Origin of the sequence: Kitasatospora sp. NPDC056783 (assembly GCF_042789895.1) — a bacterium.
GTDB lineage: Bacteria > Actinomycetota > Actinomycetes > Streptomycetales > Streptomycetaceae > Kitasatospora.
The window spans coordinates 14,330-34,443 of record NZ_JBHUAF010000019.1; the positions used below are offsets into that span (position 1 = coordinate 14,330).

At 74.2% G+C, this 20,114-nt stretch carries 16 protein-coding genes; 6 read left to right on the plus strand and 10 right to left on the minus strand.

The window, feature by feature from the left end; translation table 11 throughout:
- Window positions 1-52: 52 nt before the first annotated feature.
- Window positions 53-1,795 (minus strand): DUF2398 family protein, encoded by a 1,743-nt coding sequence (locus ACFRMQ_RS05335; RefSeq protein WP_380727142.1) that lies wholly within the window; start codon window positions 1,793-1,795, stop codon window positions 53-55.
- 228 nt (window positions 1,796-2,023) lie between these two features.
- On the opposite strand from ACFRMQ_RS05335, the gene ACFRMQ_RS05340 reads away from it, so the two are divergent.
- A complete protein-coding gene (locus tag ACFRMQ_RS05340; protein WP_380727144.1) occupies window positions 2,024-2,737 on the plus strand; it encodes a lysoplasmalogenase in 714 nt (237 codons plus the stop codon).
- A gap of 99 nt (window positions 2,738-2,836) precedes the next feature.
- Here ACFRMQ_RS05340 and ACFRMQ_RS05345 read toward each other — a convergent pair whose 3' ends face one another.
- The 7 genes from ACFRMQ_RS05345 to ACFRMQ_RS05375 all read right to left on the minus strand — a co-directional run bounded on the left by ACFRMQ_RS05345 (window position 2,837) and on the right by ACFRMQ_RS05375 (window position 10,772).
- Window positions 2,837-3,448 carry a hypothetical protein gene (locus tag ACFRMQ_RS05345; protein ID WP_380727146.1) on the minus strand — a complete coding sequence of 204 codons (612 nt, stop codon included), beginning with the start codon at window positions 3,446-3,448 and terminating at the stop codon, window positions 2,837-2,839.
- Window positions 3,449-3,652: 204 nt separating this feature from the next.
- Complete coding sequence (locus tag ACFRMQ_RS05350; protein WP_380727148.1) at window positions 3,653-4,456, minus strand: exodeoxyribonuclease III; 804 nt, start codon at window positions 4,454-4,456, stop codon at window positions 3,653-3,655.
- Window positions 4,457-4,614: 158 nt separating this feature from the next.
- Entirely contained in the window at window positions 4,615-6,414 is a 1,800-nt protein-coding gene (gene ggt / locus ACFRMQ_RS05355) for a gamma-glutamyltransferase (protein WP_380727150.1), read from the minus strand.
- A gap of 272 nt (window positions 6,415-6,686) precedes the next feature.
- Window positions 6,687-7,793 (minus strand): ROK family glucokinase, encoded by a 1,107-nt coding sequence (locus tag ACFRMQ_RS05360; RefSeq protein WP_380727152.1) that lies wholly within the window; start codon window positions 7,791-7,793, stop codon window positions 6,687-6,689.
- Entirely contained in the window at window positions 7,790-8,713 is a 924-nt protein-coding gene (locus tag ACFRMQ_RS05365) for an ATP-binding cassette domain-containing protein (RefSeq protein WP_380727154.1), read from the minus strand. The genes ACFRMQ_RS05360 and ACFRMQ_RS05365 overlap by 4 nt, the downstream gene beginning before the upstream one ends.
- Complete coding sequence (locus ACFRMQ_RS05370) at window positions 8,710-9,756, minus strand: ABC transporter permease (RefSeq protein WP_380727156.1); 1,047 nt, start codon at window positions 9,754-9,756, stop codon at window positions 8,710-8,712. Before ACFRMQ_RS05370 ends, ACFRMQ_RS05365 begins: the two co-directional genes overlap by 4 nt.
- Window positions 9,753-10,772: a substrate-binding domain-containing protein gene (locus tag ACFRMQ_RS05375; RefSeq protein ID WP_380727158.1), complete on the minus strand. Its 1,020-nt coding sequence runs from the start codon at window positions 10,770-10,772 to the stop codon at window positions 9,753-9,755. Before ACFRMQ_RS05375 ends, ACFRMQ_RS05370 begins: the two co-directional genes overlap by 4 nt.
- Window positions 10,773-11,132: 360 nt before the next feature.
- Here ACFRMQ_RS05375 and ACFRMQ_RS05380 point away from each other — a divergent pair, with 360 nt between their 5' ends.
- The gene (locus ACFRMQ_RS05380; RefSeq protein WP_380727160.1) at window positions 11,133-12,206 is read left to right on the plus strand and encodes an alpha/beta hydrolase; all 1,074 of its coding nucleotides are present in this window, start codon (window positions 11,133-11,135) and stop codon (window positions 12,204-12,206) included.
- A gap of 142 nt (window positions 12,207-12,348) precedes the next feature.
- Here ACFRMQ_RS05380 and ACFRMQ_RS05385 read toward each other — a convergent pair whose 3' ends face one another.
- Window positions 12,349-13,968 carry a helix-turn-helix domain-containing protein gene (locus tag ACFRMQ_RS05385; protein ID WP_380727162.1) on the minus strand — a complete coding sequence of 540 codons (1,620 nt, stop codon included), beginning with the start codon at window positions 13,966-13,968 and terminating at the stop codon, window positions 12,349-12,351.
- A gap of 298 nt (window positions 13,969-14,266) precedes the next feature.
- On the opposite strand from ACFRMQ_RS05385, the gene ACFRMQ_RS05390 reads away from it, so the two are divergent.
- From ACFRMQ_RS05390 to ACFRMQ_RS05405, 4 genes are all read left to right on the plus strand, one after another.
- On the plus strand, window positions 14,267-15,154 hold the full coding sequence (locus tag ACFRMQ_RS05390) for an FAD binding domain-containing protein (protein ID WP_380727164.1): 888 nt from the start codon (window positions 14,267-14,269) through the stop codon (window positions 15,152-15,154).
- Window positions 15,151-15,687, plus strand: coding sequence for a (2Fe-2S)-binding protein (locus tag ACFRMQ_RS05395; protein WP_380727167.1), 537 nt, complete (start codon window positions 15,151-15,153; stop codon window positions 15,685-15,687). Before ACFRMQ_RS05390 ends, ACFRMQ_RS05395 begins: the two co-directional genes overlap by 4 nt.
- Complete coding sequence (gene pucD, locus ACFRMQ_RS05400; RefSeq protein WP_380727170.1) at window positions 15,684-18,050, plus strand: xanthine dehydrogenase subunit D; 2,367 nt, start codon at window positions 15,684-15,686, stop codon at window positions 18,048-18,050. The genes ACFRMQ_RS05395 and pucD overlap by 4 nt, the downstream gene beginning before the upstream one ends.
- A gap of 201 nt (window positions 18,051-18,251) precedes the next feature.
- Window positions 18,252-19,451 (plus strand): XdhC family protein, encoded by a 1,200-nt coding sequence (locus tag ACFRMQ_RS05405; protein WP_380727173.1) that lies wholly within the window; start codon window positions 18,252-18,254, stop codon window positions 19,449-19,451.
- A gap of 48 nt (window positions 19,452-19,499) precedes the next feature.
- Here the strand turns inward: ACFRMQ_RS05405 and ACFRMQ_RS05410 are convergent, their stop codons facing one another.
- Window positions 19,500-20,114: a LysE family translocator gene (locus tag ACFRMQ_RS05410; RefSeq protein ID WP_380727175.1), complete on the minus strand. Its 615-nt coding sequence runs from the start codon at window positions 20,112-20,114 to the stop codon at window positions 19,500-19,502.

The following is a 20,114-nucleotide window of genomic DNA, read 5'->3' on the forward strand; positions in this document are numbered from 1 at the left end:
GCACTCGACGCGCGCGGGCGCGACCCCGCCACGCCCGCCGCCACGCCCGCCGCTACGCCCGCTGCTCCGACCGGTGGGCGGCCGGGGACGGGATCAGCGGGTCGGGGCGGGAGTGGCGGCCGGTACCCGGGGCGGGCTGGAGGTCGGGGGCCTGGGCGTAGCGGGCGGCCGGGGGGCGCAGGCGCCAGGCCGGGGGGCGGGTGGGGTGGGGCGTGGGGGCGATCAGCGCGAGGCGGTGGAGCAGGTCGAGGGCGTCGCGCCGCAGGGCGGTGCGGTCGGAGAGGTAGCGGGCCGGGAGCCCGTACTCGTCCGCGATGTCGCCGAGGACGCCGTCTATCAGCGCGTCCGGGATCGGGACGTCGCCGGTGACCGTCTCGCCGGGCAGCGGACGGACCTCCTCGACCAGCCGCTCGACCAGCAGCAGGGCGGCCTGGGCGAGGGTGCCGGCGCCGGGGAGCGCGAGGTCGGTCAGCTCGGCGGCCGGGTCGAGCAGGGCGACGCCCTCGGCGCGCAGTTCGGCCTCCAGGCCCAGGAACTCGGCGAGCGCCGCCGGGCCGCTGAGCCGGTGCTCGTGCAGCCAGGCGCGGTGGTCCTCGGGGAGGTCGGCGGCCAGCACGGCGGGCGTCTCGGCGAGCAGGCGGCGCACGGCGGTGGCCGGATCGGCCTCGGCGGCACGGCGGATCAGGTCGTCGGCGTCGTCCGCGAGGGCGGGCGGGCCGGCCGGGACGGCGCGGGCGAGTTCGCGGTCGACGGTCAGGACGAAGGAGTCGTCGGCGTCGGCCGGCAGCTCACCGAGCACCTGCCAGTCGGCCAGCGCGGCCAGCGCCATGGCGAGGTCGGCCGGCTCGGCGGCGAGTTCGGGGGCGGCGGTGCGCATCGCGTCGAGCAGCCGCCGGTAGCCCAACTCCTCCGGGGCATCGACCAACAGGGCCAGCGCGAGGGTGAGTTGGGCGTACCCGGCCGGGGTGAACAGGGCGCCGGTGACGGGGTGGCGGAGGCGGCGGCCGGCGCCGGGGCCGAGGCCGGCCTTGCGGAGCCGGGCGTGCCAGGGGCCGACCACGAGACGGTAGCCGAGCAGGGCGTCGAAGCGTTCGGCGAGCCAGTCGCGGTGACGGCGGATCAGCGGGAAGCCGTCGGCGTGCGGGCCGGAGGCGGTGACCAACGGGTGGGCGAGCAACAGCCGGGCGGCGATCCGGCGTTCGGCGGCCGGGAGCTCCTCCCCACCGCGGTCCTGCGCCGGCACGACCGGCGGCGCCACCCGGGCGGGCTCGGGCCTGCGATGGCGACCCGGCCTGCCCGGCTTGGCTCCTGACCGGACGACGGGCAGCTCGGTACCGTCCCGCCGGGCCCGGCGCAGGCCACCCTCGGCGCGGTCCTCGCGGGCGCGCAGCGAGGTGGCGGAGTGCGCGGTGGGGCCGTGCCACCAGCTCACGCCGGGGTCGGCGGCGGACTCGGCGGCGGCGCCCAGGTGGCGGGCGGGGTAGAGACCGAAGGACGCGATGCAGAGGTCGTCGGCACCGTCGGGGCCCGCCTCGGCGAACCAGTGGGCCAGCCGCAGCAACCCGGGGTCGGGCGAGAGCGTCACGTCGAGGGCCGCGTCGGCGACCGGGCGATCCGTCACCCGCGGGCCGTCGGCACCGCCCCCCGCGGCCGCCCCGGGCGCCCGGCCGGCGGGACCGGCTCCGCGTACGGCGAGGACGGCGTCGGCGGTTCCCCGTCCCGACCCGCCCGTTCGTCCGTCCGGCCTGTCGGCGGCCACCCGGGTGGCACCGACCGCGTAGTCCTGCTGATTCATGTCGGGGTCCAGACTAGACGGTGCCCGGGCCACCCGACGGCAGCAACCGCCCTCCTGAGGAAGTCTCCGCAAGAGCCCTCGAAGCGGGCGCCCGCGCTCCGTCTGCCGGCCATCCCGTCATCCGCCGCCCCCCACCCGGGTTACGCGCCGGTAACCGGCCCTTCCGCCGGGCGGTTCGGCTCCCTTAGGGTCGGTCCGGACCAGCGAACGATCGAGAGGCGCGCACGCATGAGCATCCGCACCACCACCCGGGCCGGCCTCGGCGCGCGGCTGCGTTCGGCCACCGGCCTGCTGGGCGGCTTCGCGGCCACCTCGGCGGCCCACCTGGGCGCGATCGTGTCCGGTGCCTCGGTGCTCCAGAACGCCACCAAGCCGGCCCTGATGCCGCTGCTGGCCGCGCACAGCGTGGTCGCGGCCAGGACGGCGGAGCGGCGGGCGCCGAGGCTGCTGGCGCCGGCGCTGCTGCTGAGCGCGGGCGGGGACGTGCTGCTCCAGCTGAAGGACGACACCGCGTTCCTCGCGGGCATGGGCTCGTTCGCGGCGGCGCACGTCTGCTACGTGACCATGTTCGTCAAGCGCGGCGCGCTCACCGACCGGCGCCGGGCCCTGGTGGTCGCGGCCGCCTACGCGACGGCCTGGGCCGCGCTGGTCGGGCAGCTCTGGCCGGACCTCGGGGACCTGCGCGTGCCGGTGGCCGGCTACAGCCTGCTGCTCGCCTCGACGGCCGTCACCTCGGCCGGACTCGGCTGGCGCACCGGGCTGGGCGGGGCGCTGTTCCTGCTCTCCGACACCCTGATCGCCACCCAACTGGCGAAGTGGCGGGAGCTGCCGGGCCATCAGTTCTGGATCATGGCGACCTACGTCCTGGCCCAGTACCTGCTGGCCGACGGCACCCTGCGGCACCAGGCGGACGAGGAGCGGACCGAGCCGCTCGGCGCCTGACGCGCCGCCGCGCCGCCGGCCCCGTCAGGGTTCCGGCGGCGCGGTACGGCCGGCGCGGTACGGCAGACGTGCGGCGGCCGGCGTGCGACGGCCGAGCCGTCAGGCTCCGCGCCTGCGCAGCAGCCAGAAGCCGCCGACGCCGCCCGCGACCAGGGCGAAGCCCCCGGCCAGCTCCGCCGGGTCGGCCGTGACCGAACCGCCGAGGCCGGTCTCCACGGAGCCGTGCGGGGCGGCCTGCTGACCGCCGGCGCCGGACTGCCCGAGCGAGCCGGCCCACTCCCCCGCGGCCTGACCCCAGCCGCCGAGGCCCTTGTCGGAGCCTTTGTCGGAGCCCCGGTCGGGGGTGGTGGCGGCCGCGGTGGTGACGGTGACGCTGGTGGTGAAGGCGCCGCCGTCCGGGCAGGTGCCGTCGACCTTGCTGTCCCCGGCGTACCGGCCGGCCAGCCGGGCGGAGCCGCTGTGCTTGCCGTCGGGGCCCAGGGTGAGGGTCGCCGGGCCTCCGTCGAAGGCCGCGGAGTGGGCGGTGATGGTCTTGGCGTCGGGCTTGTCCGACTTCTCGCAGGAGACCGTGACCGTCACGGTCTGGCCCGGTGCGGCCTTCGACGGGCTGACCGAGGCCGAGCCGTCCCTGGCGGATGCGAGGGGGGCCGTCAGGCCGGTCAGCGCCGTCGCGCCGATCAGAGCGGCGGCGGCCGTACGCGTGGGGCGCATGCCGGAACCTCCGGGATTCTCGGGCGCGGCCGGGGACTCCCATGTCCACTGGTCGATCAACCACACCCGGTCACTCACCGAAGGTAGGCAGCCGCTCACCGCTCGGCCAGCGCTCACGGCCGTTCGGGTTACCGCCCGCCACCGCGCGTGACCCGGGTGCGTGACCCGGGTGCGTGACTCAGGCGTGTGACTCAGACGTGTGACTCAGAGGTCGAGGTCCACCACGACCGGGGCGTGGTCCGAGGTGCCCTTGCCCTTGCGGGCCTCGCGGTCCACATAACTGTCGGTGACGGCGTCGGCGAAGGCCTTGTTGGCGTAGGTGAGGTCGATCCGCATGCCCCGGTTCTTGGGGAAGGCCAGCTGGCGGTAGTCCCAGTAGGTGTAGGGGCGGTCGTACTTCAGCGGGCGCGGCACCACGTCCTGGAGGCCGATCTCGCCGAGGGCCGCCAGCGCGGCGCGCTCGACCGGGGTCACGTGGGTGAGGCCCTCGAAGGCGGCGGTGTCGAAGACGTCCTCGTCGGTCGGGGCGATGTTGAAGTCCCCGAGGACGGCGAACGGGCGGGAGCCGGCGGCGTCCTCGGTGGTGGCCTCGCGCAGCGCCTCCAGCCACTCCAGCTTGTACCGGTAGTGCGCGTGGCCGACCTCGCGGCCGTTGGGCACGTAGACCGACCAGACCCGGACCGGGCCGCAGGTGGCCGCGATGGCGCGGGGCTCCACCTCGGGCAGCAGGGCGCCGTCGGCGAGGTAGCCGGGCTGGCCGGGCAGGCCGCGCTCGACGTCGTCCAGGCCGAGCCGGGAGACGATCGCGACGCCGTTCCAGCGGCCGGTGCCGTGCGCGGCCGTCTCGTAGCCGAGCTCGCGCACCGCCTCGTACGGGAAGGCGTCGGCCGCGCACTTGAGCTCCTGGAGGCAGAGCACGTCGGGCTTGGCGCTCTCCAGCCACTCCAGGAGCTTGGGCAGCCGGGCGGTGACGGAGTTGATGTTCCAGGTGGCGATGCGGACGGTCACGGCGGGCGGCCTTCCCGGTGGTTCGGTGCGGACGGGCGTACGGACATGCGAACGGGGTGGGCCGCTCCGCAGGAGGCGGGCCCACCCCGAACATACCGCCCGGCACCGACAGACCGGCCCGGTCAGCGCGTGGATCAGCGCGTGGATCAGCGCGTGGATCAGCGCGTGGAGCGGACCACCGCGGCCGAGCCGCCGCCGCGCCGCACCGGTTCGGCGGCGGCCACCCAGCGCCCGTCCGGCAGCCGTTCCACCCCGGTGGCGGCACCGATCTCGCCGGTGCTGACGAAGCTGTGGCCGAGGCCCTCCAGCGCGGACCGCTCGGGCAGCGCCAGGAAGGCGGGCTCGGCCTGGCTGGCGGCGGTGTTGCGCTGACTGACGCGCGGCGCGGCGATGGCCTGCTCCAGGCTCAGGCCCCGGTCGAGCCGCCCCAGCAGCACCTGGAGGGTGGTGGTGATGATGGTCGCGCCGCCGGGGCTGCCGGTCGCGAGCAGCGGCTCGCCGTCGCGCAGCACGATCGTCGGGGACATCGAGGAGCGCGGCCGCTTGCCCGGCCCCGGCAGGTTGGGGTCGGGGACGCCCGGGGCGAGCGGGGTGAAGTCGAAGTCGGTCAGCTCGTTGTTGAGCAGGAAGCCCCGGCCGGGGACGGTGATGCCGCTGCCGCCGGTCTGTTCGATGGTGAGGGTGTACGAGACGATGTCGCCCCAGCGGTCGGCGACCGTCAGGTGGGTGGTGTTGGGGCCCTCGTACGGCTCGGCGACGGCCTGGCCGGTGTCGGCGCAGCGGGCCGGGTGGCGCGGGTCGCCGGGGGCGAGCGGGCTGGTGAGCGCGTGGTCCGGGCTGATCAGGCAGGCCCGGGAGGCGGCGTAGCGCTCGGACAGCAGCTGCTTGGTGGGGACGTCGTCGAAGGCCGGGTCACCGACCCAGCGGTTGCGGTCGGCGAAGGAGATCCGGGAGGCCTCCAGGAAGTGGTGGTAGTACTGGGTGCCGCTGTACGCCGAGACGTCGCCGCCGTCCTCCAGGATGTTGAGCGCCTCGCCGACGGTGGTGCCGCCGGAGCTGGAGGGGGCCATCGCGTAGACGTCGTACGCGCCGTGGGAGACGTGGGTGGGCGCCTGGTCGCGGACCTGGTAGGCGGCGAGGTCGGTGGTGTCGACCTTGCCGGGGCGAACGTCGCGGCCGGAAGCCGGGTCGACCGGCGGGTGCCGCACGGTGCCCGCGATCTCCCCGGCCAACTCGCCCTGGTAGAAGGCCTTCACGCCGTCCTTGGCGAGCAGCCGGTAGGTGGCGGCGAGGTCGGGGTTGCGCAGCACGCTGCCGACCTCGGGGGGCTTTCCGTTCGGCAGGTAGATCCGGGCGGTGGCCGGGAAGTCCTTGAACCGGGCGTAGTTGTCGGCGGTCTGGCTGCGGAAGGTGTCGTCCACGACGAAGCCCTGGTCGGCGATCCGCTCGGCCGGTTCGAGGCTCTGGGCGAGTGAGCGGGTGCCCCACCGGCGCAGCGCCGCGTCCCAGGTGGCGGGGGTGCCGGGGACCCCGACGGACAGACCGCTGGTGACGGCGTCGGCGAAGGCCAGCGGCTTGCCGTCCTCCAGGAACAGGCCGGTGTCGGCGGTGCGGCCGGCCGTCTCGCGGCCGTCGATGGTGTGCACCCGGCCGGTCGCGTGGTCGTAGTAGACGAAGTACCCGCCGCCGCCGATGCCGGAGGAGTACGGCTCGGTGACTCCGAGAGCCGCGGCGGCGGCGACGGCCGCGTCCACCGCGTTGCCGCCGTCGCGCAGGACCGCGATCCCGGCAGCGGTGGCGTCGGCGTCGACGGTGGCCACCGCCCCTCCCCAGCCCACCGCCTCCGGCACCTTCGGCGGCGGGGCCGCGGCGCCGGCGGCCGCGGCCGGTCCGACGCTGGACCAGACCAGCGCGGTGGCGAGCATCAGCGGTGGTGCGAGACGGGTGAGAGCCCTCATCCGATTCCTCCTGAGTCGGCGTCAACTCAGTTGTTCCACAGAGGGGGTGATACGACAACCACACCGCGCCGCTACCAATCGGTAGTTGACGGGCCGAAGGGGTCGGGAACGGAGGGGACGGGAACGGAGGGAGGGCGGTCCTGGCGGCGGCGCCCGCGACCAAAGAGGAACAGCTGACAACCGACGGATTTCAGCGAACAGATGACGAAATCTGTTCGCTGAAAGTTGTCAGCCGTCAGCTGTTCGCCGACTCCGCCCCGCCCCGTTCCCCGCTACAGCGAGCTGCGTTCCACCCGCCGCCGCTTGATGGTGCGAAAGCGCCTCGCCACCTGGCGGGCGAGGTCGGCCGCGCCGACCAGACCCGCCTCGTTGCCGAGGGCCGCGTGCACGATGGTGGCCTCGGGACGGAAGCCGCGCCCGGTGAGGGTGCGGCGGAAGGTGTCCCGGGCCGGTCCGAGCAGCAGGTCGCCCGCCTCGGAGACCCCGCCGCCGATCACGAAGCGGCCCGGGTCCAGCGCGGCGGCCAGGTTGGCGATGCCGACGCCGAGCCAGGTGCCGACCTCGTAGAGCAACTCGGTGGCGGTCGGGTCGCCGTCCTGGGCGGCCTCGGTGACGAGCGGTCCGGTGATGCCCTCGACCGTGCCGCCCGCCCGGGCCAGCAGCGGCTGCACCACCGGGGACTCCTCGGCGACCAGCTCGCGCGCGTCGCGCACCAGCGCGTTGCCGGAGGAGTACTGCTCCCAGCAGCCGCGGTTGCCGCACGGGCAGCGGTGGCCGCCGGGCAGCACCTGCATGTGTCCGAACTCGCCCGCCAGGCCGTACTTGCCGCGGTCCACGTAGCCGTCCCGGACCACCGCGCCGCCGATGCCGGTGCCCAGCGTGAGCATCACCATGTGGTCCTCGCCGCGCCCGGCGCCGAAGCGCCACTCGGCCCAGGCGGCCGCGTTGGCGTCGTTCTCCACGATCACCGGGAAGCGCAGCCGCTCGCTGAGCGCCTCCTGGAGCGGCTCGTTGCGCCAGTTGAGGTGCGGGGCGAACAGCACCCGGGAGCGGTCCGCGTCCACCCAGCCGGCCGCGCCGATGCCGACGGCGTGGACGTCGTGCCGGTCGGCGAGCTGGAGCACCAGCTCGACGATGACGTCCTCGACCACCTTGGCGCTCTTGCTCTTGTGCGGGGTGTCGGTGCGCAGCTTCTCCAGCACCTTGCCCTCACCGTCCACCACCCCGGCGACCACCTTGGTGCCGCCGATGTCGACGCCGATGGTGGGCAGCCGCAGTATCCCCGCGGGCAGGGCGCGGCGGCGGCGCTCGGCGCGCGGGCCGAGGCCGAGCAGCGTGGGCAGGACGGGCGGACGGGTGCTGCCTTGGGAGCCGGTCACGATCGCGGACGCTCCTCATGGGGATCGGAATCGCTGGAATCGGAAGAGCCGGGGCCGGAAGAGCCGGGGCCGGAAGAGCCGCGATCGGTGTCGCGGACGCCGGGCAGGGCCGGCCGGGCCAGCTCGTGCGAGAGCTCGGCGAGGTCGGAGCCGCCGGCCATCTCGGTGGTGAGCTGTTCCAGGCCGATCTCGGCACGCGGGTGGCTGCCCGCCATCCGCCCCCGCTTGAGCAGGGTGAAGTGGTCCCCGACCAGATAGGCGTGGTGCGGGTTGTGGGTGATCAGCACGACCCCGAGCCCGGCGTCGCGGGCGGCGGTGACGTACTTGAGCACCACCCCGGACTGCTTGACGCCGAGCGCGGCGGTGGGCTCGTCCAGGATCAGCACCTTGGCGCCGAAGTGCACCGCGCGGGCGATCGCCACGCACTGGCGCTGCCCGCCGGAGAGGGTGCCGATCGGCCGGTCGACGTCGTACAGGTCGATGCCCATCCTGGCGAGCGCCTCGCGGGTGGTGGCGCGCATGCCCTCGGCGTCCAGCCGCAGGCCGCCCCAGCGGCGCATGCCCTGCTCGGAGCCGAGGAAGAAGTTGCGCCAGACCGGCATCAGCGGGACGACCGCGAGGTCCTGGTAGACGGTGGCGATGCCGCGGTCCAGGGCCTGGCGCGGGGAGTCGAGGCGGACCTCCTCGCCGTCCACCGTGTAGCGGCCCTCGTCGTGCTGGTGCAGCCCCGCGATGATCTTGATCAGGGTGGACTTGCCGGCCCCGTTGTCGCCGAGCACGCAGCTGATCTCGCCGGCCCGCAGGGTCAGCGAGACGTCCTGCAGCGCCCGGACGGTGCCGTAGCTCTTGCCGACGCCGTCCAGGGACAGCAGTTCGTCCCCCGCGGAGGCCGTCGGGAGCGTCGAAAGGTCCGTGCTCATCGCGGCCCCCGTTCGGCCCGGCGCTTGACGTAGGCGTTCAGCAGCGCGGCCAGCAGCAGCATCGCGCCGAGGAAGAACTTGAACCAGTCCGGGTTCCACTGGGCGTAGATGATCCCCTTGCTCACCATGCCGAAGATCAGCGCGCCGAGCGCCGAGCCGACCACCGAGCCGTAGCCGCCGGTGATCAGGCAGCCGCCGATGACCGCGGCGACGATGTAGATCAGCTCGTTGCCGACGCCCTCGCCGGACTGCACGGTGTCGAAGGAGAACAGCAGGTGCTGGCCGAGCACCCAGGCACCGAAGCCGACACCCAGGTAGAGCACGGTCTTGGTGCGGGCGACCGGCACGCCGACCGCGCGGGCCGCGTCCGCGTCGCCGCCGACGGCGAAGACCCAGTTGCCGAAGCGGGTGCGCAGCAGCACCCAGCTGCCGACCAGCAGCAGGCCCAGCCACCACCAGACGGTGGCCTTGATCGCCAGCCCGCCGATGTTCACCTCGGAGGCGAACAGCCAGCGGCAGGAGGCGAAGCCCCGCATGTCGGCGATCGACTTGGTGGAGACGGTGCCGGAGATCGCCTTGGTGACGCCCAGGTTGGCGCCGGTCAGCATCAGGAAGGTGCCGAGCGTGACGATGAAGCTGGGCAGCTTGGTGCGCCCCAGCATCCAGCCGTTGAACCCGCCGACGGCCAGCGTGGTCGCCAGCGAGACCAGCGCGCCGACCCAGGTCACCGCGGTGAACTGGTACGAGACCATCGAGGAGGTCAGCGCGGCGGTGGTGACCAGCACACCGGCCGAGAGGTCGAACTCGCCGCCGATCATCAGCAGCGAGACCGGCACCGCCATGATCCCGATGGTGGAGGCCGCGTACAGCACGGTGCCCAGCGAGGAGACCCGCAGGAAGGGCTCGGCGACGACGGCGAACACCAGGAAGACCGCGACGGCCGCGATCAGCGAGCCCAGCTCGGGGCGGGCGAGCAGCCGCCGCAGCGCCGCCGGGCGCCCGCCGGCGAGGCCGTCGTGGGCCAGGAGGTCGGGGGTGCTCACCTGGTCCCCCTCGCGACGTACTCGGCGAGCGCGTCGGCGTCGTTCTTGGTGAGGATCTGCGGGCCGGTCTCGACCGGCCGGCCGCCGCCGAGCATGTTCAGGTTGTACCTGTACAGCCAGATCAGGTCGACGCCGGTGTAGCCCTGGAGGTAGGGCTGCTGGTCGACGGCGAAGCCGACGCTGCCGGACTTGAGCCCGGACACCACCTGGGTGCCCAGGTCGAAGGTGTCCAGCTCGACGCCGCGGTGGGCGTCCTGGACCGCCTGGAGGCCGGTGGCGGCCATCGGGCCGGAGAGGGTGAGCACGGTGTCGATGGCCGGGTCGGCCTGGAGCTTGGCGGAGATCGCGGCGCGGGCGTCGGGCATGTCGACGCCGTTGACGTAGAGCACCTGGAAGGCGCCGCCGGACTTGGACTGGGCGCCGGAGCAGCGCTGCTCCTGGCCGACGTTGCCCTGCTCGTGGATCACGCAGAGCACGTTCTTGCGGCCGCGCGAGGCGAGCTCGGCCCCGGCGGCCTGGCCGGCGGTGGCCTCGTCCTGGCCGACGTGGGTGAGCGCGCCGAACTTCTGCGAGTACTCCTGGCCGGAGTTGATGGTGATCACGGGGATGCCGGCGGCCTTGGCCTTGCCGAGGACGTCGGCCATGGCGTCGCCCTTGGCGAGGGTGACCAGCAGGCCGTCGACCTTCTGGTCGATGGCGGCCTGGACGAGCTGGACCTGGTTCTGGGTCTGCGCGTCGTTGGAGTACAGGAAGGTGATGTTGTCCTTGGCGGCGGCCTGCTCGGCGCCCTTGCGAACAGTGTCCCAGAAGGCGTCGCCGGCGCCGGCGTGGGTCACCATGGCGACCTTCCAGCGCGGGGTGGTGACGGCGCTGCCGCCGGTGGCCGCGGCCTTGGCGCGGGCCTCCTCGGCGCGTCTGCCTCCGGTACTGCTGCAACCGGCCGCGGTGACCGCTACGGCCAGGACGGCGCAGACGGGCCAGAAGCGGCGGGACGGGCGAAAGCGGGTGATGCTCATCCCCATAGTCTCCCTGCCCGGGCCGTGCGGGCTCGCACCGCCTCGCCCGGCGGCCCGAACGGCCTGGGAGGTATGGTGCCACGGGGGACCCTTCCTGGTAGTTCGCTGGACACCTGGTCCGGACCGTGCGTGTCCGGGTGGCAGACTAGGCGCCGCTCCGAAGGAGGTTCATCACGAGAACGTGATGTTCCTCTCAGGTTCCGCACAGATTCGGACGGCAACCGATCATCGGTTCACCACGTCTGATGCCATTGACGTGCGTTCGGGCGAGTGGGCCCCGGGCGACGTGCGACCCGATAACGAGAATCGATGGAACTGACAGGTACGCCATTCTTCCTCCTCACCGTCATCCTTGTGCCGGTGTCCATCACGGTGGCGCTGCTGTTCTGGGGAAGGGTCGGCGGCCCGCAGCCGGTGCGTTACCTCACCCGGATCGTCATGATCATGTTCTGCCAGGTCACGGCCGTCCTGATGGTCTTCGTGATGGTCAACAACGCCAACCTGATCTACGGCAACTGGGACGACCTGCTCGGCACCGGTGACCACGTCCGCGCGGTTCCCGTGGTGGCGCCGGTCGACCCGGCCGCGACCCCGGGCCAGAGCGCCGACGCCGCCAAGGAGCCGCCGAAGGTCAAGCAGAGCTTCGGCGGCGTGAACGACCCGCTGGTCCCGAACGACGTGCTGAAGACCGACCTCAAGGGCCAGGTGTCCGGGGTCGACGGCGAGGTGCTGGTCTGGCTGCCGCCGCAGTACAACGACCCGGCGTTCAAGGACAAGAAGTTCCCCGTGGTCGAGCTGATCCCGGGCTTCCCGGGCTCCTCCTCCACCTGGTACGGCACCCTCAAGGTCTCCGACCAGCTCAAGCCGCTGATGCAGCAGGGCAAGGTCGCGCCGTTCATCCTGGTCTCGCCCCGCACGAAACTGCTGAACCAGGACGCGGGCTGCACCGACGTCCCCGGCAAGGTCAACGCCGACGCCTGGGTCAGCCGCGACGTCCCGCAGATGGTGCTGGACAACTTCCGCGCCGACCCCTCCCCGGACCGCTGGGCGATCGCCGGCTACTCGGCCGGCGCGCACTGCGCGGCCAAGCTGTCGCTGGCCCACCCCAACCGCTACCGGGCGGCCATCGCGATGTCCGGCTACAACGACCCGGCCCAGGAGCCGGACTCGCTGGTCGGCAAGGACCCGAAGCTGCGCGAGGCCAACAACCCGGTCAACATCCTGAAGGCCGCCCCGCAGCCGCCGAAGGTCGCTCTGCTGGTCAGCGGCTCCAAGGGCGACGGCTACGAGGACGGTGAGGCGATCCGCGCCGCGGCCAAGGCCCCGACCACCGTCCAGGTCGAGGAGGGCACCGGCCCGCACACCACCGAGCAGTGGAAGAAGATGGTCCCGAGCGCCTTCCAGTGGCTGACCTCGATCATCCCCGCGCAGTAGTCGCCAGGTCGGCCCGCGGTAGCGGACCGTAGGGGAAGGGCCCGTCGCGAAGCTTTCGCGGCGGGCCCTTCCGCGTCGCGGGGGTTATGGGTCGCGGGGTGCGCAAGGGTGTCGCGGGGGCGGAGCCTTCGCGGGCCCGCCGTCAGGCCAGTTCCAGCGCCAGGTAGAAGTCCACCCGGTCCTCCAACCGGGAGAGGTCACGCCCGGTCAGCTCCTCGATCCGGCCGATCCGGTACCGCAGGGTGTTCACGTGGACGTGCAACTGCGCCGCGCAGCGGGTCCAGGAACCGTCCGAGCGCAGGAAGGCCTCCAGGGTGCGGACCAGGTCCGCCTGGTGCTCGATGTCGTACGCGATCACCTTGTCCAGCAGCCGGCCGCGGAAGGCGCGGCGCACCTCGTCCGGGACGGCGGCCAGCAGCAGCACGTGCGAGGCGAGTTCCTCGGGGCCCGCGACGCAGACCCGGCCGATCCGGGAGGCCGCGATCCGCCCGGCGTGCCGGGCCTCCTCCAGGGCGCCGCGCAGGCCCCCGGCCCCGGCGGCCGGGGCGGAGACGCCGACGGTGATCCGGCCCTCCGGGCCGAGCCCGGCATCCAGCGGGGCGAGCAGGTCGCGCAGGACGTCGGCGGGCACCGGGCCGTCCGGCGCGGGCAGCACCACCACGGCGCCGGTCCCCGCCCCGGCGACCAGGGCGCGGTCGGTGGTGCCGCCGAGCGCCTCCTCCAGGACGGCCCGAACGGTGCCCTCCGGCAGGCCGGTGCCCTCGGCGTTGAGCACCAGCCAGGGGCCCTCCGCCCCCGGGACGCCGGACTCGGGGCCCTCGTAGCCGGCGGCCATCGCGGTGGAGGCGTACAGGGTGCGGCCGATCTCGGCCGGGTCGGCGTCGCGGCGCAGCAGGGCGAGCACCTCGTCCGCGAGGCGGCGGCGCAGCCGGCGGCCCTCGTCGCGGCGGTGGCGCTCGGCGGCGACCAGCCGGGCCAGGTTCTCGGCGAGCTGGCGGCGCTTGGCGGTCCACTCGGTGACGTCGCCGGCCACCGCGAGCACCCAGTCCGCCAGCAGCGACCCGGTCCGCGCGGCGTCCCGCGGGACGTCCTGCTCGGCGGAGGCCGGGGCGGGCAGCAGCGAGTAGGCGCCGGCGGCCAGCCGGACCCGGTGCGGGGGGCGGCGGCGCTGGCGCTGGGCGGCGAGGTGGGCGCGCACCAGCTGGTCGCGGTCCTGGGCGGAGAGCCGGTCGGCGGGGCCGGCGATCACCGCGCCGGTCGGGGTGAGCACCCAGCAGTCCAGGTCGAGGTCGCCGCCGAGCAGGTCCAGCACGGCGTCCAGTCCCCCGGCGCCGGCCGCCGACACCAGCAGGCGGTGCCGGTCGACCAGGGCGGAGAGGTCGGCGGCGCGGTCCGCCGAGACCTGGCGGCCGATGAACTCGGTGACGGTGCCGAAGGCGATGTCGTCGGGGACGGCGAGCAGCGGCATCCGGTGCCGGCGGCAGGCCTCGACCAGGTCCTCGGGCACCGGGCCGACCTCGGCCTCGCCGGCCGCCAGGGCCACCGCGCCGCCGGCCGCCAGGGTGCGCACGAAGCGCTCGGAGTCGGCCGGGACGGTGCGCCAGAGCATGCCGGTGAGCACCAGTTCGCCGCCGTGCAGGTAGCGGCCCGGGTCCTGGAGGTCCGTCGTCATCACGCCGCCGATCTGCCGGTCCAGCTCTTCCTCGGCCGCGAGCAGGCGCAGTCGCGGGGCGCCGGGGGCGAGCAGGTCACGGACGCGCATCCGCGGACTCCTTAACGGGGCTGGGGGGGGAGGGGCGAAGGGGGTAACGATAGGGCTTGGCCGAAACGGAGTGTGCCCGGGCCGTGGCCCGCGCACCACGGCCGGATTACGGTCGAAGGTGGCACCCGGCGGACACCCGGGCTGCGGGACTCTCCTCCTTAGAGGAACGTACAGGATGCCGGACGGGCTCACCGCCGGGGCTTCATGCCATCGGTGACTGCCGGTGGGCCCGGTCGCGGCGGTTCACTGGCGACACGCCGCCGGACCCCGGGCGGCGACGACGTGAGGAGGCATCCGCATGGAGTTCCTTCGGCCCGCCACCTGGGAGGAGGCGCTCGCGGCGAAGGCCGAGCACCCGACCGCGCTGCCCATCGCGGGTGGCACGGACGTCATGGTCGAGCTGAACTTCGACGTGCGACGGCCGTCCGCGCTCCTCGACCTGAACCGGGTCGCCGAGCTCGCCGCGTGGTCGGACGACAACGGTGTGGTGCGGCTCGGCGCCGCCGTCCCGTACGCCCGGATCATCACGGAGCTGTCCGGTCCGCTGCCCGGGCTGGCGCTGGCCTCCCGCACCGTCGGATCGCCGCAGATCCGCAACCGCGGCACCGTCGGCGGCAACCTCGGCGCGGCCTCCCCCGCCGGCGACGCCCACCCCGCGCTGCTGGCGGCCGGGCGGGACGTGTTCGTGGAGGCGGCCTCGGTGCGCGGCACCCGGCTGATCCCGATCGACGAGTTCTACGTCGGGGTGAAGCGCAACGTCCTGGCGGCGGACGAGCTGATCCGCTCCGTGCGCGTCCCGGTGGCGGACGGGCCGCAGCAGTTCTCGAAGATCGGCACCCGCAACGCCATGGTGATCGCGGTCTGCGCGTTCGGCCTCGCCCTGCACCCGCGCGGCGCGACCGTCGGTACCGGCATCGGCTCGGCCGCGCCCACGCCGCGCCGCGCCGCCGAGGCCGAGGAGTACCTCCAGGACGTGCTCGCCGGGCGCGGTCTGTGGGAGTCCGGCGAACCGCTGGACTCCGAGGTGGTGCGGCGCTTCGGCGAGCTGGTGAAGGACGCGGCCTCGCCGATCGACGACGTCCGGGGCACGGCCGACTACCGCCGGCACGCGCTCGCCGTGATGGCCCGCCGCACCCTCACCTGGACCTGGAACGACTACCGCGAGCAGATCAGGAGCGCGGCATGAGGGTCACGTTCACCGCCAACGGCGAACCGGTCGAGGCCGACGACGTGTGGGAGGGCGAGAGCCTGCTCTACGTCCTGCGCGAGCGGGTCGGCCTGCCCGGCTCGAAGAACGCCTGCGAGCAGGGCGAATGCGGCTCCTGCACGGTCTACCTGGACGGCGTCCCGGTCTGCTCCTGCCTGGTCGCGGCCGGCCAGGCGCAGGGCCGCGAGGTGCGCACGGTCGAGGGCCTGGGCGGGCGGGACGGCGAACTCGGCCTGGTCCAGCGGGCGTTCGTCGACGCCGGGGCCGTCCAGTGCGGCTTCTGCACGCCCGGCCTGCTGGTGCAGACCGACGCGCTGCTGGCGGACGACCCCCGGCCGAGCGACGAGGACATCCGCGAGGCGCTGTCCGGCAACCTGTGCCGCTGCACCGGGTACGAGAAGATCATGGACGCGGTGCGGCTGGCCTCGGCCCGCGCGAGCGCGGGGGCGGGAACGGCGACGGCAGCGGGGACCGGGGCGGCAGCGGGGACCGGGACGGAGGCCGGGAAATGAACGCGCGGACCATCCAGGGGCAGAAGAACCTCCAGAAGATCGACCAGGCCTCCAAGGACGGCATCGGCGGCTCGCCGCTGCGCCCGGACGGCCACCTGAAGGTCCGCGGCGAGTTCGCCTACTCCTCCGACCTGTGGCACGAGGACATGCTCTGGGGCACCGCGCTGCGCTCGCCGCACCCCCGGGCGAACATCCTCTCGGTGGACGTCTCCGAGGCGCTCAAACTGCCCGGCGTGCACGCGGTGCTGACGCACGAGGACATCCCCGGCACGAAGTACTACGGGCTGGAGGTCCAGGACCAGCCGGCCCTGGCCGTCGACAAGGTCCGCTACCACGGGGAGCCGATCGCGCTGGTCGCCGCCGACCACCCGGAGACGGCCCGCCGCGCGGTGGAGCGGATCGCGGTCGAGTACGAGGTGCTCACCCCGATCGTCACCGAGGAGCAGTGCCTCGACCCGGGGACGTACGGCTACGTGCACGAGCCGCACGAGTACAAGTCCCACGCCCACGGCAACATCTGCCACGAGCAGCGGCTGGTGGCCGGCCTCGGGGTGACCGACGAGGTGCGGGCGATGGCGGACGTCGTCGTCAGCGGCGACTACGAGGTCGGCATGCAGGACCAGGCCTTCCTCGGCCCGGAGTCCGGCCTCGCGGTGCCCGCCGAGGACGGCGGCGTCGACCTCTACATCGCCACCCAGTGGCTGCACGCCGACCGCCGGCAGATGGCGCCGGTGCTCGGCCTGCCGGAGGAGAAGGTCCGGCTCACCCTGGCGGGCGTCGGCGGCGCGTTCGGCGGCCGCGAGGACCTGTCGATGCAGATCCACGCCTGTCTGCTGGCCCTGCGCACCGGCCGGCCGGTCAAGATCGTCTACTCCCGGGACGAGTCCTTCTTCGGCCACGTGCACCGCCACCCGGCGCGGATGCACTACGAGCACGGCGCCACCCGGGACGGCAAGCTGGTCTACTCCGACTGCCGGATCGTGCTGGACGGCGGCGCGTACGCCTCCACCTCCCCCGCCGTGGCCGGCAACGCGGCCTCGCTCGGGAACGGCCCGTACGTGGTCCCGAACGTGCGGATGCACGCCCTGGCGCTCTACAGCAACAACCCGTCCTGCGGGGCGATGCGCGGCTTCGGCGCGGTGCAGGCCGCGTTCGGCTACGAGTCGCAGATGGACAAGCTGGCCGCCGAACTCGGCATGGACCCGGTGGAGTTGAGGCAGCTCAACGCGATGTCCCAGGGCGACCTCATGCCCACCGGACAGCCGGTCGACGCGCCCGCGCCGGTGGCCGAACTGCTGCGGCGGGCCAAGGAGATGCCGCTGCCGCCGCCGCTGGACGCCGGGCGCCCGGACCCGCGCCGGCTGCCCGGCGGGCTGTCCAACACCTCGCACGGCGAGGGGATCGTGCGCGGTGTCGGCTACTCGGTCGGCATCAAGAACGTCGGCTTCTCCGAGGGCTTCGACGACTACTCCACCGCGCGGGTACGGCTGGAGGCGATCGGCGGCGAGCCGGTCGCGCTGGTGCACACCGCGGCGGCCGAGGTCGGCCAGGGCGGCGTCACCGTGCACGCCCAGATCGCCCGCACCGAGCTGGGCGTCGAGCAGGTCACCATCCACCCGGCCGACACCGGGGTGGGGTCGGCCGGTTCGACCTCCGCCTCGCGCCAGACGTACATGACCGGCGGCGCGGTGAAGCTGGCCGCCGAGGCGGTGCGCCGCGAACTGCTCGACCGGGGCCGCCGGCGCTACGGCTGGACCCACGACGACCTGGCGCTGGCCGGCGGCACGGTGGTCTCTCGGAGCGCCGGCGCCCTGGTCCCCATCGTGGACCTGCTCGGCGACGAAGCCGTCGAGGCCACCCGCGAGCACCGCCACCGGCCCACCCAGCCGTTCGACAAGGAGACCGGCCAGGGCTTCGGCCACGTCCAGTACAGCTTCTGCGCCAACCGCGCGGTGGTGGACGTGGACGTGGAACTGGGCCTGGTCAAGGTGGTCGAGCTCAGCGCCGTCCAGGACGTCGGCAAGGCGCTCAACCCGCTCTCCGTGGTCGGCCAGATCCAGGGCGGCTGCGCCCAGGCGCTGGGCCTCGCGGTGATGGAGGAGATCATCGTGCGGGACGGCCGGGTGCGCAACGCCTCCTTCACCGACTACCTGATCCCCACCATCCTGGACACCCCGCCGATCCCGGTGGAACTGCTCGAACTGCCCGACCCCAACGCGCCGTACGGGCTGCGCGGGGTCGGCGAGGCGCCGACCGTCTCGGCGACGCCGTCCATCGTGGCCGCCATCCGCGACGCCACCGGGCTGGCGCTCCACCGGATTCCGGTCCGGCCGGAGCACCTGACCACCGAACGGCCGGGCTGAGGACGGGAAGGGGCCGGGGAGGGGCAGGGGAGGGCGGGGCCGAGGGCGAAGGCCGAGGGCGGGGCCGGTACGGGAAAGCACCGGGGCGCGACCGCCGCCGTGCGGGATCGTTTCCCGTACGGCGGCGCTTGCCGTACGGTGCCGTTTCCCGTACCGCGGCGCCTCCCGCTACTGTCGAGACCGTGTAAGGAGCCTCTCCCCATGCAGGACATCGCCGAGCAGTTGCTGGCCTGGCACGCGTCCGGGCGCTCCTTCGCCGTGGCCACCGTGGTCGGCGTCAGCGGCAGCGCACCGCGCGACCCCGGGGCGGCACTGGCCGTGGACGCCGACGGCGAGGCGGTCGGCAGCGTCTCCGGCGGGTGCGTCGAGGGGGCCGTGTACGAGCTGTGCCGGGCGGCGATCGCGAGCGGTGAACCGGTGCTGGAGCGCTTCGGGTACAGCGACGAGGACGCCTTCGCGGTGGGGCTGACCTGCGGCGGCGTCCTGGACATCCTCGTCCAGCCGGTGGTGCCGGGGGCCGACGCCGGGCTGGACGCCGGGATCGCCCACATCGCGGCCGGCACCCCGGTGGCGCTGGTCCGGGTGACCGACGGGCCGGTCGGGCCGCTCGGCGCCACCCTGGCGGTCACCGCCACCGGCGCCGTCGGCTCGCTCTCCCCCGCGCCCTCGACGGTCGGCGGGCTGGAGCGGGCGCTCGTCACCGAGGCCCGGGCGATGCTGGAGGCCGGACGCACCGGACGCCTCGTGCTCGGCCTGGACGGACGCCCCTGCGACGACCGGCGACCGGGCACCGTCGGCTGCTTCGTCGAGTCGTACGTGCCCGCGCCGCGGATGCTGGTGTTCGGGGCGATCGACTTCACCGCCGCGGTGGTGCGGATCGGCAGGTTCCTGGGCTACCGGGTGACCGTCTGCGACGCCCGGCCGGTCTTCGCCACCGCCCGCCGCTTCCCCGAGGCCGACGAGGTGGTGGTCGACTGGCCCCACCGCTACCTGGACTCCCAGCTCGGCCGGATCGACGGGCGCACCGTGGTGTGCGTGCTCACCCACGACGCCAAGTTCGACATCCCGCTGCTGGAACGCGCGCTGCGGCTGCCGGTCGGCTACGTCGGGGCGATGGGTTCGCGCCGCACCCACCGGGAACGCGCGGCGCGGCTGCGCGAGGCCGGACTCACCGAGGCCGAACTGGCCCGGCTGCGCTCCCCGATCGGCCTGGACCTCGGCTCCCGCACTCCGGAGGAGACGGCGGTCTCGGTCGCCGCCGAGATCATCGCCCACCGGCGTGGCGGCGGCTGCCTGCCGCTGAGCGCCTCGGACGGGGCGATCCACCACGACGGGGCGGGGAGCGGGAACGACGGGCGCGAGACGGCGGACGGCCCGACGTCCCGCCCTCACGCGGCCTGAGCCCGGGCCGGGCCGGGCCTCTGGCCTGAGCCCGGTCCGGGCCCTGGGTCAGTTCGTCAGTGCCAGCTTCAGGCCGAAGCCCACCACGACCGTGCCGGTCACCCGGTCCATCAGCCGCCGCGCGGACGGGCGGCGCAGCCAGCCGCGCAGCACCTGGGCGAAGCCGACCAGGACGGCCGACCAGAGCACGCCCTCGACGACGTGCACGCAGGTCAGCGCCACTCCGGCGGCGAAGTGCGGGGCGCCGGCCGGAATGAACTGCGGCAGCACCGCCACGTAGAAGACCCCGACCTTGGGGTTCAACAGGTTGGTCAAGGTGCCCCGCCGCCAGCCGTGCGCGAACCCGCCCTCCTCCGGCTCCTCCTCGGCCGCCGCCCGGCCGCCCCGGTCGCGCAGCATCCCGATGCCCATCCACACCAGGTACGCCGCACCCGCCCAGCGCAGGATGTCGTACGCCACCTGCGAGGCGGTCAGCAGCGCCGTCACCCCGGCCGAGGTCAGCGTCCCCCAGATCAGCGTGCCGGTCTGGATTCCCAGCACGACCCCCCACGCCTGGCTGCGCCGCCCCAGCGCCGAGGTGCGCAGCACCAGCGCGGTGTCGAGCCCGGGGGTGAGTGTGAGCAGTCCCACGACGAGGGCGAAGGACCACAGAGCCGTTGTCAT

Excerpts from the sequence above, each read along its gene's own strand:
- ACFRMQ_RS05335 (WP_380727142.1), bottom strand. The coding sequence starts at position 1,795 with ATGAATCAGCAGGACTACGCGGTCGGTGCCACCCGGGTGGCCGCCGAC.
- ACFRMQ_RS05340 (WP_380727144.1), top strand. The coding sequence starts at position 2,024 with ATGAGCATCCGCACCACCACCCGGGCCGGCCTCGGCGCGCGGCTGCGT.
- ACFRMQ_RS05345 (WP_380727146.1), bottom strand. The coding sequence starts at position 3,448 with ATGCGCCCCACGCGTACGGCCGCCGCCGCTCTGATCGGCGCGACGGCG.
- ggt (WP_380727150.1), bottom strand. The coding sequence starts at position 6,414 with ATGAGGGCTCTCACCCGTCTCGCACCACCGCTGATGCTCGCCACCGCG.
- ACFRMQ_RS05365 (WP_380727154.1), bottom strand. The coding sequence starts at position 8,713 with ATGAGCACGGACCTTTCGACGCTCCCGACGGCCTCCGCGGGGGACGAA.
- ACFRMQ_RS05375 (WP_380727158.1), bottom strand. The coding sequence starts at position 10,772 with ATGAGCATCACCCGCTTTCGCCCGTCCCGCCGCTTCTGGCCCGTCTGC.
- ACFRMQ_RS05385 (WP_380727162.1), bottom strand. The coding sequence starts at position 13,968 with ATGCGCGTCCGTGACCTGCTCGCCCCCGGCGCCCCGCGACTGCGCCTG.
- ACFRMQ_RS05390 (WP_380727164.1), top strand. The coding sequence starts at position 14,267 with ATGGAGTTCCTTCGGCCCGCCACCTGGGAGGAGGCGCTCGCGGCGAAG.
- ACFRMQ_RS05395 (WP_380727167.1), top strand. The coding sequence starts at position 15,151 with ATGAGGGTCACGTTCACCGCCAACGGCGAACCGGTCGAGGCCGACGAC.
- pucD (WP_380727170.1), top strand. The coding sequence starts at position 15,684 with ATGAACGCGCGGACCATCCAGGGGCAGAAGAACCTCCAGAAGATCGAC.
- ACFRMQ_RS05405 (WP_380727173.1), top strand. The coding sequence starts at position 18,252 with ATGCAGGACATCGCCGAGCAGTTGCTGGCCTGGCACGCGTCCGGGCGC.
- ACFRMQ_RS05410 (WP_380727175.1), bottom strand. The coding sequence starts at position 20,114 with ATGACAACGGCTCTGTGGTCCTTCGCCCTCGTCGTGGGACTGCTCACA.